The sequence below is a fragment of the uncultured Cedecea sp. genome (assembly GCF_947498825.1).
Taxonomy (GTDB): domain Bacteria; phylum Pseudomonadota; class Gammaproteobacteria; order Enterobacterales; family Enterobacteriaceae; genus JGM124.
In genome coordinates this window covers 573,913-591,531 of sequence record NZ_CANMLV010000001.1, presented here as the reverse complement: position 1 = coordinate 591,531, position 17,619 = coordinate 573,913, and the positions used below count along the sequence as shown (strand labels likewise).

The 17,619-nt window shown below is 46.1% G+C and carries 12 protein-coding genes; 4 read left to right on the top strand and 8 right to left on the bottom strand.

From position 1 onward, the window contains the following. Positions 1–95: 95 nt before the first annotated feature. The 3 genes from lolA (at position 96) to serS (ending at position 3,444) form a co-directional block, all read left to right on the top strand. The gene (gene lolA / locus Q1A40_RS02810; protein WP_299997478.1) at positions 96–707 is read left to right on the top strand and encodes an outer membrane lipoprotein chaperone LolA; all 612 of its coding nucleotides are present in this window, start codon (positions 96–98) and stop codon (positions 705–707) included. 8 nt (positions 708–715) lie between these two features. After that, the gene (locus Q1A40_RS02805) at positions 716–2,059 is read left to right on the top strand and encodes a replication-associated recombination protein A (RefSeq protein ID WP_299997475.1); all 1,344 of its coding nucleotides are present in this window, start codon (positions 716–718) and stop codon (positions 2,057–2,059) included. A gap of 92 nt (positions 2,060–2,151) precedes the next feature. Next, entirely contained in the window at positions 2,152–3,444 is a 1,293-nt protein-coding gene (gene serS, locus Q1A40_RS02800) for a serine--tRNA ligase (RefSeq protein WP_299997472.1), read from the top strand. A gap of 202 nt (positions 3,445–3,646) precedes the next feature. Here the strand turns inward: serS and Q1A40_RS02795 are convergent, their stop codons facing one another. Together Q1A40_RS02795 and Q1A40_RS02790 are read right to left on the bottom strand one after the other, a co-directional pair. Then, positions 3,647–5,149 carry a hypothetical protein gene (locus Q1A40_RS02795; RefSeq protein WP_299997469.1) on the bottom strand — a complete coding sequence of 501 codons (1,503 nt, stop codon included), beginning with the start codon at positions 5,147–5,149 and terminating at the stop codon, positions 3,647–3,649. A 223-nt stretch (positions 5,150–5,372) separates the two neighbouring features. Beyond that, positions 5,373–6,869, bottom strand: coding sequence for a hypothetical protein (locus Q1A40_RS02790; protein ID WP_299997466.1), 1,497 nt, complete (start codon positions 6,867–6,869; stop codon positions 5,373–5,375). Between the two features lie 573 nt (positions 6,870–7,442). Here Q1A40_RS02790 and Q1A40_RS02785 point away from each other — a divergent pair. Beyond that, the gene (locus Q1A40_RS02785; protein ID WP_299997906.1) at positions 7,443–8,591 is read left to right on the top strand and encodes an MFS transporter; all 1,149 of its coding nucleotides are present in this window, start codon (positions 7,443–7,445) and stop codon (positions 8,589–8,591) included. Between the two features lie 81 nt (positions 8,592–8,672). Here the strand turns inward: Q1A40_RS02785 and pflA are convergent, their stop codons facing one another. From pflA to Q1A40_RS02755, 6 genes are all read right to left on the bottom strand, one after another. After that, entirely contained in the window at positions 8,673–9,413 is a 741-nt protein-coding gene (gene pflA / locus Q1A40_RS02780; RefSeq protein WP_299997463.1) for a pyruvate formate lyase 1-activating protein, read from the bottom strand. Between the two features lie 286 nt (positions 9,414–9,699). Then, on the bottom strand, positions 9,700–11,982 hold the full coding sequence (pflB, locus tag Q1A40_RS02775) for a formate C-acetyltransferase (RefSeq protein WP_299997460.1): 2,283 nt from the start codon (positions 11,980–11,982) through the stop codon (positions 9,700–9,702). Positions 11,983–12,034: 52 nt separating this feature from the next. After that, entirely contained in the window at positions 12,035–12,892 is an 858-nt protein-coding gene (gene focA / locus Q1A40_RS02770) for a formate transporter FocA (RefSeq protein WP_299997457.1), read from the bottom strand. Positions 12,893–13,516: 624 nt separating this feature from the next. Next, entirely contained in the window at positions 13,517–14,317 is an 801-nt protein-coding gene (locus tag Q1A40_RS02765) for an inositol monophosphatase family protein (RefSeq protein WP_299997455.1), read from the bottom strand. A gap of 14 nt (positions 14,318–14,331) precedes the next feature. Then, positions 14,332–15,393, bottom strand: a complete 1,062-nt coding sequence (locus Q1A40_RS02760) for an ABC transporter ATP-binding protein (protein WP_299997452.1) — start codon at positions 15,391–15,393, stop codon at positions 14,332–14,334. Beyond that, positions 15,390–17,615, bottom strand: coding sequence for an iron ABC transporter permease (locus tag Q1A40_RS02755; RefSeq protein WP_299997449.1), 2,226 nt, complete (start codon positions 17,613–17,615; stop codon positions 15,390–15,392). Before Q1A40_RS02755 ends, Q1A40_RS02760 begins: the two co-directional genes overlap by 4 nt. Positions 17,616–17,619: the final 4 nt, after the last annotated feature.

The window sequence follows — 17,619 nt, the reverse complement described above, 5'->3', positions numbered from 1 at the left end:
TAAGCCTGCTCTTCTATTGCAGCCGCGCGAACATCCTCTACAGTGAGCAACAGTAATACCATTACCAGATGGCAAAAGGATTCAGAGGAAAGATAATGAAAAAAGTAGTTATTGCCTGCGCACTGTTTACCATGATTCTCAGCAGTGCGGCCTGGGCTGATGCTGCCGGGGACTTGCAGAGCCGTTTAGATAAAGTTAGCACCTTTCATGCCAGCTTTACTCAAAAAGTAACGGATGGCAGTGGCGCTACGGTGCAAGAAGGAGAGGGTGAGTTATGGGTAAAACGTCCTAATTTGTTCAACTGGCACATGACACAACCGGATGAAAGTGTTCTTGTGTCTGACGGTAAAACATTGTGGTTCTATAACCCGTTTGTTGAACAGGTGAGTGCCAGCTGGCTGAAAGATGTTACCAGTAATACGCCTTTCATGCTGATTGCGCGTAATCAGTCTTCAGACTGGAGCCAGTACAACATCAAGCAAAATGGGGATGATTTTGTTCTGACCCCTAAAAATGACGCGGGTAACCTCAAGCAATTCACGATCAGTGTGGGTCGTGACGGTGCAATTCATAATTTCAGCGCTATCGAGCAGGATGACCAACGCAGTAGCTATGCATTAAAAGCACAGCCAGCGACGACGATTGATGCGAGTAAGTTTACCTTTACCCCTCCGGCAGGTGTGACGGTGGACGATCAGCGTAAGTAGAGGTTGCCGTGAGTAATCTGTCGCTCGATTTTTCTGAGAACAGCTTTAAGCCCTTGGCCGCACGTATGCGACCAGAAAATCTTGCACAGTATATTGGCCAGCAACATTTGCTGGCTGAAGGCAAGCCTTTACCCCGGGCCATAGAAGCAGGGCATTTGCATTCGATGATCCTCTGGGGGCCTCCGGGTACCGGAAAAACAACCCTGGCAGAAGTTATTGCTCACTATGCTGATGCGCAGGTTGAACGTCTCTCCGCAGTGACTTCCGGTGTGAAGGAGATCCGTGAAGCGATAGAACGTGCCCGACAGAACCGTCATGGTGGCCGCCGCACTATTCTGTTTGTCGATGAGGTGCATCGTTTTAATAAAAGCCAGCAAGATGCCTTTCTGCCACATATTGAAGATGGCACTGTGACCTTTATTGGCGCCACGACGGAAAATCCCTCGTTTGAGCTTAATTCCGCACTGCTGTCACGTGCGCGCGTCTATTTACTGAAATCGCTCACTGACGTGGAAATAGAGCAGGTGCTTGACCAGGCAATGAATGATGACCAGCGTGGTTATGGTGGTCAGAATATTGTCCTGCCGGACGAAACCCGACTGGCGATTGCCCAGCTGGTTAACGGTGATGCCAGACGCGCTTTGAATACGCTTGAAATGATGGCCGATATGGCAGAAATCAATGCTCAGGGACAGCGTGTGTTACCCGTAAGCTTACTGACTGAGGTGGCGGGTGAACGCAGTGCCCGTTTTGATAATAAAGGCGATCGTTTTTACGATTTGATTTCGGCATTACATAAGTCAGTGCGTGGTTCCGCACCTGATGCCGCACTCTACTGGTATGCAAGAATTATCAGTGCTGGTGGCGATCCGCTGTATGTTGCACGACGTTTATTGGCGATAGCTTCGGAAGATGTGGGGAATGCCGACCCTCGCGCCATGCAGATAGCGATTGCGGCCTGGGACTGTTTTACCCGAGTGGGGCCGGCTGAAGGCGAGAGAGCGATTGCCCAGGCGATTGTCTATCTCGCCTGTGCGGCAAAAAGTAATGCTGTGTATACCGCATTTAAAGCGGCAATGGCTGATGCGCGCGAGCAGCCTGACTATGAAGTACCGGTGCATTTACGCAATGCACCGACCAAACTGATGAAAGAGATGGGTTACGGGCAGGGCTATCGTTATGCCCATGATGAAGTTAACGCTTATGCTGCCGGTGAAACCTATTTTCCCGAGCAAATGGCACAAACGCGCTATTATTATCCAAGCAACAGAGGCCTTGAAGGCAAGATTGGCGAAAAGCTAGCCTGGTTAACTGAGCTGGATCAGAAAAGCCCCACAAAACGCTATCGCTAAAGCAGTCGTTGCGGTAAGGTTAGTAAGAATATCAAGCGGTCGCAGGCTGTGGCCGCATTCCTATCATTTACTTCGATAAGCACAGGATAAGCATGCTCGATCCCAATCTACTGCGTACTGAGCCAGACGCAGTCGCTGAAAAACTGGCACGCCGGGGCTTTAAGCTGGACGTAGAATTGTTACGCGCGCTCGAAGAGCGTCGTAAAGTATTGCAGGTTAAAACAGAAAATTTGCAAGCTGAACGTAACTCGCGATCGAAATCCATCGGGCAGGCGAAAGCACGTGGCGAAGACATTGAACAGCTGCGTTTGCAAGTTAACCAGTTGGGCGAAGAGCTGGATGCAGCTAAAGTCGATCTCGACGCTTTGCTGGCGGAAATCCGTGACATCGCGCTGACACTGCCAAATATCCCAGATGACTGCGTGCCACTTGGCAAAGACGATAGTGAAAACGTTGAAGTGAGTCGCTGGGGTGAACCTCGCAAGTATGATTTCGACGTTTGCGATCACGTGGCATTAGGTGAGTTATCCGGTGGTCTGGATTTTGCGGCTGCCGTTAAACTGACGGGTTCACGCTTTGTGGTGATGAAAGGGCAGATTGCGCGTCTGCATCGTGCTCTGGGTCAGTTCATGCTTGATTTACATACTGAACAGCATGGCTATACAGAAGCCTATGTTCCGTATCTGGTTAATCAGGATACCTTGTACGGTACCGGACAACTGCCTAAATTTGGTGGCGACCTGTTCCATACCCGTCCACTGGATGAAGAAGCTGAAACCAGCAACTATGCGCTGATCCCAACTTCTGAAGTGCCATTAACCAACCTGGTACGCGACGAGATCCTCGAAGAAGAATCTCTGCCGCTGAAGATGACTGCTCACACCCCATGTTTCCGCTCTGAAGCGGGTTCATATGGTCGTGACACCCGTGGTCTGATCCGTATGCACCAGTTTGATAAAGTTGAAATGGTGCAGATAGTGCGTCCGGAAGATTCAATGGATGCTCTGGAAGAGATGACCGGTCACGCAGAAAAAGTGCTGCAATTACTGGGGCTCCCTTACCGTAAAGTGTTGCTGTGCAGCGGTGATATCGGTTTCGGATCGCGTAAAACCTACGATCTTGAAGTCTGGTTACCGGCTCAGGATACCTACCGTGAAATCTCTTCATGTTCCAATATGTGGGATTTCCAGGCGCGTCGTATGCAAGCACGCTGCCGTAGTAAAACGGACAAGAAAACCCGTCTGGTTCACACCCTGAATGGTTCTGGTCTGGCAGTGGGGCGTACTCTGGTTGCGGTGATGGAAAACTACCAGCAGGCTGACGGCCGTATTGAGATCCCTGAAGTACTGCGTCCTTATATGAAAGGACTGGAGTATATCGGTTAATTGTCATCAATCGGGAAAACTGCTTGCGGAACATATCATTCTCCGCAAGCAGTCCTGAGTGACGCTATTCGAATCATTCACCCTCATAGTTCCCTGAATAATCTGACGCCGGAAAGAATATCGGCTAATGGCTGAAGAGTTTTCTACGCTATATAAAAGCGCCTGTGCGCGCTATTTTAATATATCGACTTTATCAGTCACATTAATTTATATTGACCGCTAATACTCTTGAGAACTCATATCTTTCACCGCGTTCAGGTGCAACCCCATAAATCAAGTAAATGCGATTTCCTCTTTCTGCATCAATCCATGCCCGTGGTATATCAAAAGTAACGGTACCAGAGTTATTTGCAGTCTGAAGACCAAAGTCACGATCGTGCGCACCATACCAGTATAAACTTACTATTTGTGAATTATTCATTCCTGGATATCTTATCGAAACAGTGCGAGTGGAAAGATTGATGTGTGCTATAGGTAACTCCATCGATTGTCTTTCAATGGATAGGTTGGTTATTCTGGAATGTTGTATATCGCCATTATTATCAAGCACAGAGTAGGAAATTTGTGCATTATTACCAATCGCATCGATAAAAAAAGGGCGGGGGACGGTGAAAAACGTATCACTCACGTTAGTGACAATTCTTGTCTCCCTGTAGTCCAGAAGTGAGTTAGGTCCTCTAAAGGTCATACGTATACTCTGGCCTTTTTGCATGCCCATGTAGGCAGGGATTTTTACCGTTAACGCTCTCATGGTATAGTAATCACTTCTCCACAATTGGTTATTGTTATTCCCTCTTGCACTTGGAACATCTGGTGAGGATTGTGAGACATTCATTCCAGAGCCAATTTCCTGAGAGCGGTTGAAAAAATTGAAACGCGCTCTTTCTGTTCTGTTTCTGGGCATGACAAATTCTATAATGGGTACCACTTCATTATAGAGTTCATAGTAACGCCTTTGGTCAAATCTGGCATTTTGTAATGCGTTCTCATTATTTCTTACATAGAAAAAAGAATGAATAGGAAGTCTGACACCCATGCCAGTATCCCATGTCTTAACACGTATCTCATTTTGTATGCGCCAAAAATTATCGTCCATTAAACTTCTTGCCCGAATATTTTCTATGAATCTGAAAGCTGTATCAGGCTGCCCCTGTCGGACATCCCATCCACATTGGATGCGATATCTGTTTACGTCGGGCAGGTTAAATAGAGTAATCCATTGATTTGCGCTACTAATACCAACTTCATTACATTGCCTGCTTTGTTGTGGATATGCGCGGCTTGCACCACATCCATTGTTATCTCTTGAAAATGAATCTGCATCCATGGGAAAAGCGCAAAGGATAGGAATGCTACGGATTTTTGTTGGCGGGATATCTTGAGGGGGATAAAAAATATACCCATTCTGATAGGTATAAACCAGATTGGAAAAATTGTTATCAGTTCTTAGCCAGGAGAAAGAAATGCCGCCATTAGCAATAGCTGTAGGAGCAGGGTCCCAGGGAAGAAACGCGGGATTAGTTTCCACCGCCCGTAACATTATACCACTACACATAAATGCAGGTCTGGTTGCATTGCCACAATTGTTTCTGGTTGTATTATACCAATCTATTACCTCTCTCAAAGACTGTTGACCTGTTGCTGAATTTGAGTTTGTTGTACTTGCTATAAAAAATAGCATAGAGGTGATTAATATTTTTTTCATAAGAGGCCTTTAGTTATGATAAGTAAAAACCCGCAAGCATTTTATTTAATAAAATCTTGGTGTTGAAAATTTAATTTGTAGAGTTGATGATGTGAAGATTTTTTAATGATTATTTGAATGTATTTCTTGTGGCATTGTTACTCGTTAAAAACAGATGCTCCGGAACAGACTAGTTGTAAGACTAGCCTGTTCACAAGGGAGTGTTAATAGTGTTCAGGTCGGATTAATTTATATTAACTACTAATACTCTTGAGAATATATTTCTTTCTCCAGGTTCAATTTCAGTTGAATAAATTAAATAGACACTTCTATCTCTGTTTTCTTCAATCCATTCTTGTGGTATTTCAAAAATGATGGTTCCTGAATTATTGGCTTGTTGAGGTTCAAATTTATGATTTTGTGAACCATACCAGTTTAAATTTACCGTTTGCGTATCATTCATTTCTGGATAGCTAATCGTAACTTGACGAGTGGAAAGATTAATACGTGCAATGGGTAGTGTTACAGGTTGTCTTTCAATGGATAAGATTGATGTCTGGGAATCAACAGTATTTCCCTCTAAATCAAGCACCGAGTAGGCTATTCGGACATTAGCTCCAGCCGCATCGATCACATTAGGCCGAGGTATGGTGAAAAATGTATCATCAATACCCGTGACAGTTTTTGTTTCATCATAGTCCAGGCGCGGATTAGGTCCTCGCCAAGTAACACTGATACTCTGTCCTTTTTCCATGCCTTCATAGACAGGAATTTTTACCGTCAATGCAGCCATAGCATAGTAAGTGCTTCTCCACAATTGATTGTTATTATTTCCTCTGGCATCTGGAATAATGGGTGAGGAGTCTGAAACAGTAATACCAGAGCCAATTTCCTGTGACTCATTGATATAATTGAAATCAGCATTTTCAGATTTATTATTAGGCAAGGTAACCTCCAGGATAGGAATGACTTGATTATATTGTTTATAGTGACTTCTCTGGTCTGACATGGCATTTTTTAATGCGTTAATATCATCTTTGATGTAAAAGAAAGAATGTACAGGCAGTGTTTCGTCGTGGAGCCATTTTTTTACTCTGATTTCATTTTGTATTTCCCAGGATTTACTCTCCATTAAGTTTCTGGCCAAAATATTTTCGTTAAATCTTTGGGCCCTGTCAGGTTGCCCTTCTTTGACATCCCATCCACATTGAATACGATATCTGTTTGCATTTGGAGTGTTAAATTGAGCAATCCATTGGGTTGCATCATAAATACCTGTCTGATCACATGGTTTGCTTTGTTGTGGGTATTCAGTGTTTGCCCCACATCCATGCGAATCTCTCGAAGATGAATCTGCATTCATAGGAAAAGCGCAAAGAAAAGATATATCACTTAAATTTGAGCTGGGTATATACTGATAGGGGTAAATAATAAATCCATTATTAGGCATATAGGCTAGACTGGAAAAATTATTATCAGCTCTTAGCCAGGAAAAAGAGATGCCTTCATTAGTAACATCTTCAGATATGGGAACCAAGGAAACAGGATCAGGGTTGGTTTCAATTGCCCGCAGCATGACGCCACTACATAAAAATGCAGGTTTAGTGGCATCACCGCAATCATCGACAGTATTATTATACCAGGTCAACACTTGCTCTAAAGCTTGTTCACCTGTTGAGGCGTTTGAGTTTGTTGTATTGAATATAAACAGTAATGTTGAAGTGACTATTATCTTTTTCATAAGTAGCCTTTGGTTTTAATAAATGAAAACTCTTAAATATTTAATCGAGTAATAATTTAATCTCGGCAGTCAACCTATCGAACAGATAATGAAGATATTGTTTGATTTTTTTACAGCATATCCGAAGTAACTAATGAATATTGATTGATTCAAACACAGATATTCTCTTATGTTCAATCGCAATAATTAGATGTCAGCATGGCAATAAATGCTGTTTTCTTTGCTCACTGCCCGGACGTAAAGAACTCTCCGTCCCGTAGCAGTACTGGTAGACATTTGTTTCACTAATCTTGTGATCAGCTCCTCATCTGTGAGCCAAAAAATGTCCTCAATGAGAAAATATCACTCAAAGATCCATGAAATTTTTCGTCCCTGAAAAAACCATACTTTTTGTGTTATTATATCAAAAACAGAGAGATAGCTTTTCTGTCAGGGCTAAATTTCAGTTGCAGGATAAATTTTTTAAATCGATACCCAAAAAAACCTCTCAGCCCCCGTCAGCACTGGATTGACAATCATTTTTCTGGTGGCATGATGCGCACAATTTCTTACTTCTTCACGGTTTTTTTATCCATGCCAACCTATACCCGTCCCATAAAGTTATTGCTTTGTGGGCTTATGCTATTGACCCTGGTCATAGCGGTTCTCAACACGCTGGTCCCTCTCTGGCTGGCGCACGAAGACCTGCCCGTATGGCAAGTGGGGCTCGTGAGTTCAGCCTATTTTACGGGGAATCTTGCAGGCGCGATGGTAGCGGGTGGCGTCATTAAATATCTTGGTTTTAACCGCAGCTATTACTTGGCTGTATTGCTGTTCGCACTGGCTTGTGCCGGACTCGGCTTGATGGTAGGCACCTGGAATTGGATGATATTTCGTTTCATCGGCGGGGTAGGCTGCGCGATGATCTGGGTTATCGTGGAAAGTGCGATGATGTGTAGCGGCACCACACAAAACAGAGGACGCCTGCTGGCGGCCTATATGATGGTAACCTATATCGGCACGGTACTTGGACAGTTTGCTGTCAGCCAGTTACCAACAGCACTGGTCAGCGTACTCCCTTGGGCGACAGCGCTGATAATGGCAGCTATTCTACCGTTGCTCTTTACGCACATCATTAATCACAGCGAGTCCCATCACGAGAGCACCTCTGTTCGATTAATGCTGCGTTTACGTAATGCCCGTCTTGGTATTCATGGTTGCGTTATCTCAGGCGTCATTCTGGGATCATTATACGCGTTAATGCCGCTTTATCTGAATCATCAGGGACAAAGTGATGCCGAAATTGGTTTCTGGATGGCGATGATGATCAGTGCCGGGGTGATTGCTCAGTGGCCGATTGGCCGTCTGGCTGATAAATATGGTCGACTGCTGATATTACGCGGACAAGTGTTTGCTATTATCGTTGGTAGTGTTGGCATGTTAAGCCATGAAGCGATGGCACCGGCTCTGTGTATTCTGGGGGCAGCAGGTTTTACCTTATATCCGGTAGCGATGGGCTGGGCCTGTGAAAAAGTGGATCATCACCAGCTAGTTGCTATGAACCAGGCGCTACTGTTGAGTTACACCGCGGGGAGTCTGTTAGGTCCCTTGCTGACAGCGGCCCTGATGCAGAATTACTCTGACAGTTTGCTGTTTATTGTGATTGCTGGCGTTTCACTGGTATACCTGATGCTGCTCTTGAGCAAAGCAGGTCAGCATTCAACACCAATTGCCCATGCCTGAAAAGCAACAGGCGCTCTTCTGAGCGCCTGTAAGTATGAGATGAGGTAAAAGCTTAAGTGATGCGTTTTACTCTGCTCTGTGTTAGTACATCACTTTATGGCCGTACTGTTCAAGAATACCTTTAACGCGCTCCATGGTTTCTTTGCCCGGCGGATTGACTCCATCCAGTTTATATTCTTCCCCCATCGCCACCCATTTATGTTTACCCAGTTCATGGTAGGGAAGTAGTTCGATTTTTTCGACATTTCCCATATCACGGGTAAATTCGCCCAACCGGTGAGCAGAGTCATCGTCGTCAGACCAACCGGGTACGACAACGTAGCGGATCCAGACATTAATATTCTTTTTCGACAGGTAACGAGCAAACTCCAGGGTGCGCTGATTAGAAACACCGACCAGGTTTTGGTGAATTTCATCGTTTATTTGCTTCAAATCTAGCATCACCAAGTCAGTGACTTCCAGTAACTCATCAATTACCGGATCGTAACGACGGACAAAACCATTGGTATCAAGACAGGTATGAATGCCTTCTTTATGACAGGCACGGAACCAGTCACGTACAAACTCAGCTTGCAGAATTGCTTCACCGCCTGATGCTGTGACACCGCCACCTGAAGCATTCATAAAATGCCGGTAGCTCACAACATCTTTCATTAACTCCTCAACGGTAATCTCCTTGCCTCCGTGCGTATCCCAGGTATCTCGGTTATGGCAGTACAGGCAGCGCATCAGGCAGCCCTGGAAGAAGGTAATAAAACGGATGCCCGGGCCATCTACGGTGCCACAGGATTCAAAAGAGTGGATTCGTCCAATAACTGACATTGCGGCGTTTCTCCAGCTATGACCCATTCCGGGTCTGTTTTTCACAGACTTCAATGTCTGTGTTTAGTCTGTTTTGCCGATTATCTTCCTACACAGGTAATTGGCAAAACAGGCTGTCAGCCAGATGACAGACTAATAGCGTTGTTAATGGTAAAAATAACAATAAAATCAGTGTGTTAATGTTTTTTAAATGCAAAGAGGGAAAAACCACGTTTTTCCCTCTTTGTTGATAAGGACTCTACTGTAGCAGAATCCTTATTCCAGGTCTTTTGCTTAAGCTAAGACGTTAGATACTCTTAGTAAATGTACGAGTAATTACGTCTTGTTGTTGCTCTTTAGTCAGAGAGTTAAAGCGCACAGCATAACCTGATACACGAATGGTCAACTGTGGATATTTCTCTGGGTGCTCCATCGCATCAAGCAGCATTTCACGGTTCATTACGTTCACATTCAGGTGCTGACCACCCTCAATGGACGCTTCATGGTGGAAGTAACCATCCATCAGACCCGCAAGGTTGGTTTTACGCACATCGTCATCTTTACCCAGCGCATTTGGTACGATAGAGAAGGTATAAGAAATACCATCTTTTGCGTAAGCAAACGGCAGTTTAGCAACGGAGGTCAGAGAGGCAACAGCGCCTTTCTGGTCACGACCGTGCATTGGGTTAGCACCCGGGCCAAACGGTGTACCTGCGCGACGACCATCTGGGGTATTACCGGTTTTCTTACCGTAAACCACGTTAGAGGTAATGGTCAGTACTGACTGAGTCGGAATCGAGTTGCGATAAGTTGTCAGTTTCTGAATTTTTTTCATGAAACGTTCAACCAAGTCTACGGCGATATCATCGACACGCGGGTCGTTGTTACCGAACTGTGGATACTCGCCTTCGATTTCGAAGTCTACAGCCAAACCATCTTCATCACGAACAGGTTTTACCGTTGCATATTTAATCGCAGACAGGGAGTCAGCGGCAACAGACAGTCCTGCAATACCACAAGCCATAGTACGAACAACATCACGGTCATGCAGCGCCATCAGAGAGGCTTCGTAGCTGTATTTATCATGCATGTAGTGGATGATATTCAGCGCAGTGACATACTGTTTTGCCAGCCAGTCCATAAAGTGATCCAGACGAGCCAGAACAGTGTCATAGTCCAGCACGCTATCCATGATAGGCAATTCTTTAGGACCCACCTGCATTTTCAGTTTTTCATCAATACCACCATTGATGGCATACAGCATGGTTTTTGCGAGGTTAGCACGTGCGCCAAAGAACTGCATTTGCTTACCGATAATCATCGGGCTTACGCAACATGCAATCGCGTAGTCATCATTGTCGAAGTCAGGGCGCATCAAGTCATCATTCTCATACTGCAGAGAAGAGGTGTCGATGGAGACTTTGGCTGCATATTTTTTGAAGTTCAATGGCAGTTTTTCAGACCACAGAACAGTGATGTTTGGCTCCGGAGACGGTCCCATGGTGTAAAGGGTGTTCAGGAAACGGAAGCTGTTTTTAGTCACCAGGGTACGGCCATCGACACCCATACCGGCGATGGACTCAGTTGCCCAGATTGGGTCACCAGAGAACAACTCATCATATTCAGGTGTACGCAGGAAACGAACCATACGCAGTTTCATGACCAAGTGGTCAATCATTTCCTGAGCATCAAGCTCAGTAATTTTGCCCGCTTTCAGGTCACGTTCAATGTAAGCATCCAGGAAGGTTGATACGCGTCCAAAGGACATCGCAGCACCGTTCTGAGATTTTACTGCTGCCAGATAACCAAAATAGGTCCACTGAACAGCTTCCTGAGCATTTGTCGCAGGACCAGAAATGTCGTAGCCATATTTTGCTGCCATTTCTTTAATCTGCGCCAGAGCACGATGTTGTTCAGAAATTTCTTCACGCAGACGGATGGTTGCTTCCAGGTCTTCGCCATTTTCCAGTTTGCTCTGTAAAGAGGTGAACTGAGCAAATTTGTCTTTCATCAGGAAGTCGATACCGTACAGCGCAACGCGACGATAGTCACCGATGATACGACCACGACCATAAGCATCAGGCAAACCGGTGATCACACCTGATTTACGGCAGCGCAGGATGTCCGGAGTATAAACGTCAAATACACCCTGGTTATGCGTTTTACGATATTCGGTAAAGATTTTTTTCAGCATTGGGTCGAGTTCACGACCGTATACTTTACAAGAACCCTCAACCATCTTGATGCCGCCAAACGGAATGATTGCACGTTTCAGTGGGGCATCAGTTTGCAGGCCTACGATAGTTTCAAGGCTTTTATTGATATATCCCGCGTCATGAGCGGTGATAGTGGAGGCAAGATCGGTATCAAAATCGACAGGGGCGTGAGTACGGTTTTCCTGTTTAACGCCTTCCATGACGGAATCCCACAGCTTAGTGGTTGCGTCTGTAGCACCTTCAAGGAAAGACTCGTCGCCTTCATACGGGGTGTAGTTTTTCTGAATAAAGTCACGTACGTTGACTTCATTCTGCCAGTCGCCTTTCGCAAAGCCTTCCCATGCGGTGGCCAGTTTTTCATTGAGATCGGACATATAGCACCTACCTTCTAAATGTGGAGTTCTTCATCCTGCCTGCGACGTTATACTAATGCTTAGCGCCAGCACGCAGATATATTACCCAGTACGTCAACCCGACCAGTAAACCACCGCCGATAATGTTGCCGATGGTAACGGGGATCAGATTGTCAGTGATAAAGTTCATTACAGTCAGGTGAGGAAAGTTCTCTGCAGAAGACCCCACCGCAGTCCAGAATTCAGGGCTGGCAAAATCACGTACTGCAATTGCCATGGGAATCAGGAACATATTTGCAATACTGTGTTCAAAACCGCTGGATACAAACATAGCAACTGGCAGAATCATCGCAAACATTTTATCCATCAAACTGCGGCCTGAATAACTCATCCAAACGGCAAGACAGACTAATAAGTTGGCCAGGATGCCCAAGCAGACGGCTTCAATAAAAGTATGGTGCATTTTATGGTCAGCGGTTTGTAAAAGATTTAAACCCCATTGACCCTCTGCCGTCATATACATCCCGGCAAAAAATATCAGTGCCACAAAGACCAGTGCGCCGACCAGGTTACCGACATAAACGTTAAGCCAGTTTTTAGCCAGTTGTGTCCAGGTAATGCGTCCACTGGCTTTCGCAACCACAATAAGCACGGTCGAGGTGAAGAGGTCAGCCCCGCAGACCACACAAAGAATGAGTCCGAGGGAGAAACATACGCCACCAATGAGCTTTACAACCCCAAAGGGTAATGCGCCGCCGCCAGTGGTTGATGTAATGTAGAAAACAAAAGCGATAGAAATGAAAACACCTGCGGTAATCGCCAAGAAAAACGTCGTTAATGGATGTTTTGTGGCTTTATAGACTCCCGTATTTTCGGCAACTTTCGCTACCTCAGGAGGAAGTATCAGGTCAAAAGGGTTGTCAGCTTTCACACTAACTCTCTCTTATTTTTATTCGGCGAAGTCATATTAACAAAGCATTATAGTGTAAAGTTTGATATAGATCATATCACGCCCCGCCAATAAGCCTTTTTCCGCTGTGGTTATTGAATTTTTATCAAATAACTAATTGATAAATATGGTTAAAATTTTTTTTAATGTTTGCAATTAAAATTGAAATTAATGGCACTTAACGCAAACTGAACATGGCGATGCAATATTATTGCAACATCTGTAATGGTATTTATAAATAATATTTCACTTTAAATTCACTAAAAATAGACAGAATAAAAGCAATTATCTTCATAATAATACAAATCAATAAAGAGAGTAGACTATACCCGTCATACTTCAAGTTGTTTGGGTGTTGCGTCCATAAGGTGCGCCGAATCACATCGTTTATCTGTGTTCATCGAGATACTTCACTTCACGCCTACAAGCAATTCGAATTATTTTGGGTATACAAGGGAAGAAAGTTGCAGGATATGAGTCAGATAATAAAGAATAATGTGGAGCGTATTTTTATGGACAATAACGTGGTTGGTAGTGAGTAGAAGAGGGCGGATAATCCCCCGACCAGAAAGGATTATCCTGTGATAAGGTTCTCTGTAAACGAGATTATATCCCGGCAATACGTTTTAAATCGGTCTGAGCGCCTGGTGCTACCGCCAACACTTGAGCACCTTTAAGCAGACGATCACCCTCGGTATTAAACGGGTGGTACCAGCCACCGGCTTCTTTCACCAAACAATAACCTGCCAGACAATCCCAGGCGTGCATATAAGGTTCGTAATATCCCACGACTCGGCCAGCGGCAACCCATGCCAGCATCAAGGCACCAGAACCAATACGAATAAAATTCCCGCCCGCCTCAAGTAAGGCTGCGAGAATATTCCCGACTTCTGTCGGGCTGACGTGGCTGTTGGCACCAAATCCGGTGACATGGTTTTGCAGCGTTCGGGAGGGATCAACCTGTAAACGACAACCATTAAGTGTGGCCCCTTGGCCGAGTGCTGCGACATAACACTCCTCATAATAAGGAGCATAAATCACGCCAATAACCGGTATCCCTTCGTGCAGAACCGCGATCGACACACACCAGTTAGGCATGCCGTTCAGAAACGGACTGGTACCATCAATCGGATCGACAACCCAAGTATACCCAGAGTTTCCTTCCTGTAAGCCGTATTCTTCGCCAAGAAAGCCATCCTCAGGAAATTGCTCCCGGATTTGCTTATCTATCATTTGTTCCACATCCCTGTCGGCGTGTGAAACGACATCCTGCAAATCGTATTTAGTTTCCACCACCAGAGCGTCTCGCTGGTGAAAGTATTCCAGTGCTTTTGCACCGCCTGCGCGTGCCACTTTTTCTGCTAAATGCAGACGTGCTTTTAGTGCATGGAGTTTAGTATCACTCATTGTCTACCCTTACATTAACCAGTAATCAGGGCCAGACCCTGAGGTTTAAAATCAACAGAAACACGAGATGTTAAAGGGAGTCGTTGTTCCATTTGTGTATCAATAATAAATAGTGAGCCAAGCTCTGTGAGCACTTCATATTCGATATGGCTACCGAGCCAAGTACTGTGTGTCACTTCACCCGGCAGTGCACCATTATCCCCATCACGCAAGGTAATGAACTGGGGGCGTACCGAAATCTGCGCTGTACCTGTCTGCAGACCGTTGCCACGCACCCGGTAGCACTGACTGCCAAGTCGGACCAGAGCCTCTGTACCCTCGACTTGTTCCACTTCGCAGGGCAGGATATTGGCCTCGCCCATAAAATCAGCGATAAAGACCGAATTAGGGGAGTGATACAAACTTTCAGGCGCCCCCTGCTGAGCAATATTGCCGTCTTTCATCACAATAATTTTATCTGATACCGCGAGCGCCTCTTCCTGATCGTGAGTGACATAAACGGCGGTGAAGCCAAGTCTTTGTTGCAGATCCCGAATATCTGTACGTACTTGACGGCGTAAGCGTTCGTCAAGGTTAGAGAGCGGCTCATCCAGTAAGAGTACCTGTGGTTCCAGTACCAGGGCTCGTGCCACCGCAATACGCTGTTGCTGTCCGCCTGACAATTCTGAGGGTAAGCGCTGGCCCTGGTTTTCAAGACCGACCAGTTTCAGACCTTCTCGGGCGCGATCTTGTATCTCCTGCTTATTGATACCTGAAGCCTGTAAGCCATACATAACGTTATCAAGTGCACTCATATGTGGAAACAGGGCATAGGACTGAAACACCATTGCCACATCGCGTTCATTGGCAGGTTGATATGTCACATCTTTTCCACCAATCAGGATACGTCCGGACGTAGGGTGCTCCAACCCAGCCAGTAGCCGAAGTGTCGTTGTTTTACCGCAACCGGATGGGCCTAGCAGTGTCACTAATGTACCCGGCTCTACCTTAAGCGACAGGTCGGGAATAGCTTCAAAACCCGCAAAACGTTTAGAAACCTGGGCAAATTCAACGGAACCTGCATGAACGGTTGTCATACGGCATTCTCCTGAGTTAATGAATTAGAAGCAGAGCGCGTTTTAGCTGTGTCTACCGGACGTGTCGCACGACGTAAACGACGTTCTCCTACCAGACAATGGAATACGCCAATAATGGCCAGCATCACGACAATAAGCACCGTAGAATAAGCAATGGCGACACCGTATTCCCCATTCTCAACCAGTCCGACAATGTAGGATGTAGCCATGTTGTATTGCGCGCTGACGAGAAAAATAACGGCGCTGATTGAGGTAATTGCACGGACAAAGGCATACACCAGAGCAGCACTGATAGCGGGTTTGAGCAACGGAAGAACGACTTTGCGCAGGGTGCGGAAACTGCTGGCGCCGAGTGTTAAGGAAGCTTCGTCGAGACTTTTATCCAGCTGACTCATGGCAGCAATACCACCGCGCACGCCAACCGGCATATTACGGAACACAAAACAAGCGATCAGAATCGCCGCAGTACCCGTTATCTCCAGCGGGGGGAGATTAAATGCCATCACATAACTGACACCAATAACGGTACCAGGAATGGCGAAGCTGAGCATTAACATAAATTCAAAGGTCTGACGGCCAACAAATTTCTGCCGTACAATCAGCCAGGCGGTCAGCATACCAACCAGTGCTGTTAGCGGTGCAGCAAGAAGCGCTATCTCAAGCGTGGTCCAGAATGAGTTCCAGGCAACACCACTCCATATCAAATGCCCCTCGCTGAAGCTGATACCGAAGGCCCGAATATAGTGATCGACGGTGAGTGTGTTATTGAGACCCCAGGATTGTACGAAGCCGCCAATAATAATCATGCCGTAGATAACCAGCGTAAACAGGCCCCAGGGAATGACCATACCGTAGACACCAAAACGCAGCGGACGTGGAAGTTGTCCGTGTCTACCGCCATCGCCTTTGCCAGTGACGGTAGCGAAGTTTTTTCCTCCCAGCCAGAGGCGTTGCAGGAGAAAAGCACCTAACGTAAAGCACAGTAGGATCATCGCCAGTACCGCCGCACGACTAGGATCGTTTTGTGCCCCTACGACCGAGAAGAAGATCTCTGTCGATAACACCCCGTGGCTCCCACCCAGTACCATTGGATTACCGAAATCGGCCATACTTTCAATAAAGCTGATAAGGAAAGCATTGGCGAGTCCGGGTGCCATTAATGGCAGTGAAACGCGACGGAAGGTACGCCAGCGATTGGCCCGCAGGGTTTGTGAGGCTTCCTCTAGTGAGGGGCTGACACCTTCGACGACGCCAATCAATACCATAAAGGCTATTGGGGTAAATGAAAGTACCTGGGCGAGCCAGATACCGGTTAGACCATACAGCCAGCGGCTGGGCTCGATATCAAACAGCGTGGCCATAAACTCTGTGATAACGCCAGAACGACCAAACAATAAAATAAGCGCAAGGCCTATCACAAAAGGAGGGGTAATAATCGGCAGAATGCTGAGCATACGCAGGGCTTTCTTAAACGGCAACGGTGTACGTGTGGCCGCTAACGCAAATGCCAGCCCGAGCAGGGTGGAGGCCGTTGCGGTCATTAGTGCCAGCCATAATGTACGCCAGGCTGTTCCACAGGTTCCTCCCGCAAGGCAGGACAGACTCCAGACAGAGGGGTCCTGCATATTGCTGATTAATCCATCTGGCATAAAGTGACCATCCACGTCCTGAACTGACATCACAAACATATTCAGAACGGGATAAAGCACAAATAGACTGACCAGCGCGGTTAACATCACGAGTGAGGCAACCAGAAATGCATCACCTTTCAGAATACCGCGTTCGGCCAGAGCAAAGGAAAAGAACAGCAGAAAGGTTGTCAGCATCAACAGAGCACCCGCTCCCATTGCAGGCTGGCCTTGTTCCAGGGGGGCAAAGTTATTTTCCAGCCACAGCCAGTTCCAGCCACTGTAGCCAATAGCATGACCTTCAATGATCAAAAAGAGTACGCCGAGTGCGCTGAACAAAAGTAATAAACGACTGCGCATTCCCGAAGGTAAAAAGCCACAAGATCCACAGAGCGCGAACAGCAGCAGTACAATACCCAGCCACGGATGAGCCTCTAATTGCCAGAGAGCAGATGCACTGGCACTGTCACTCCATAAATGGGTAAGCCAGAGACTATCGAAAAATCCGCTTTCAAGGCTGTACCACGGCAATAGCAGGAGTGCCACTACTCCACAGGCTAACGCCCAGAGCAGACGACGATTTTTTGCATTCATGAGT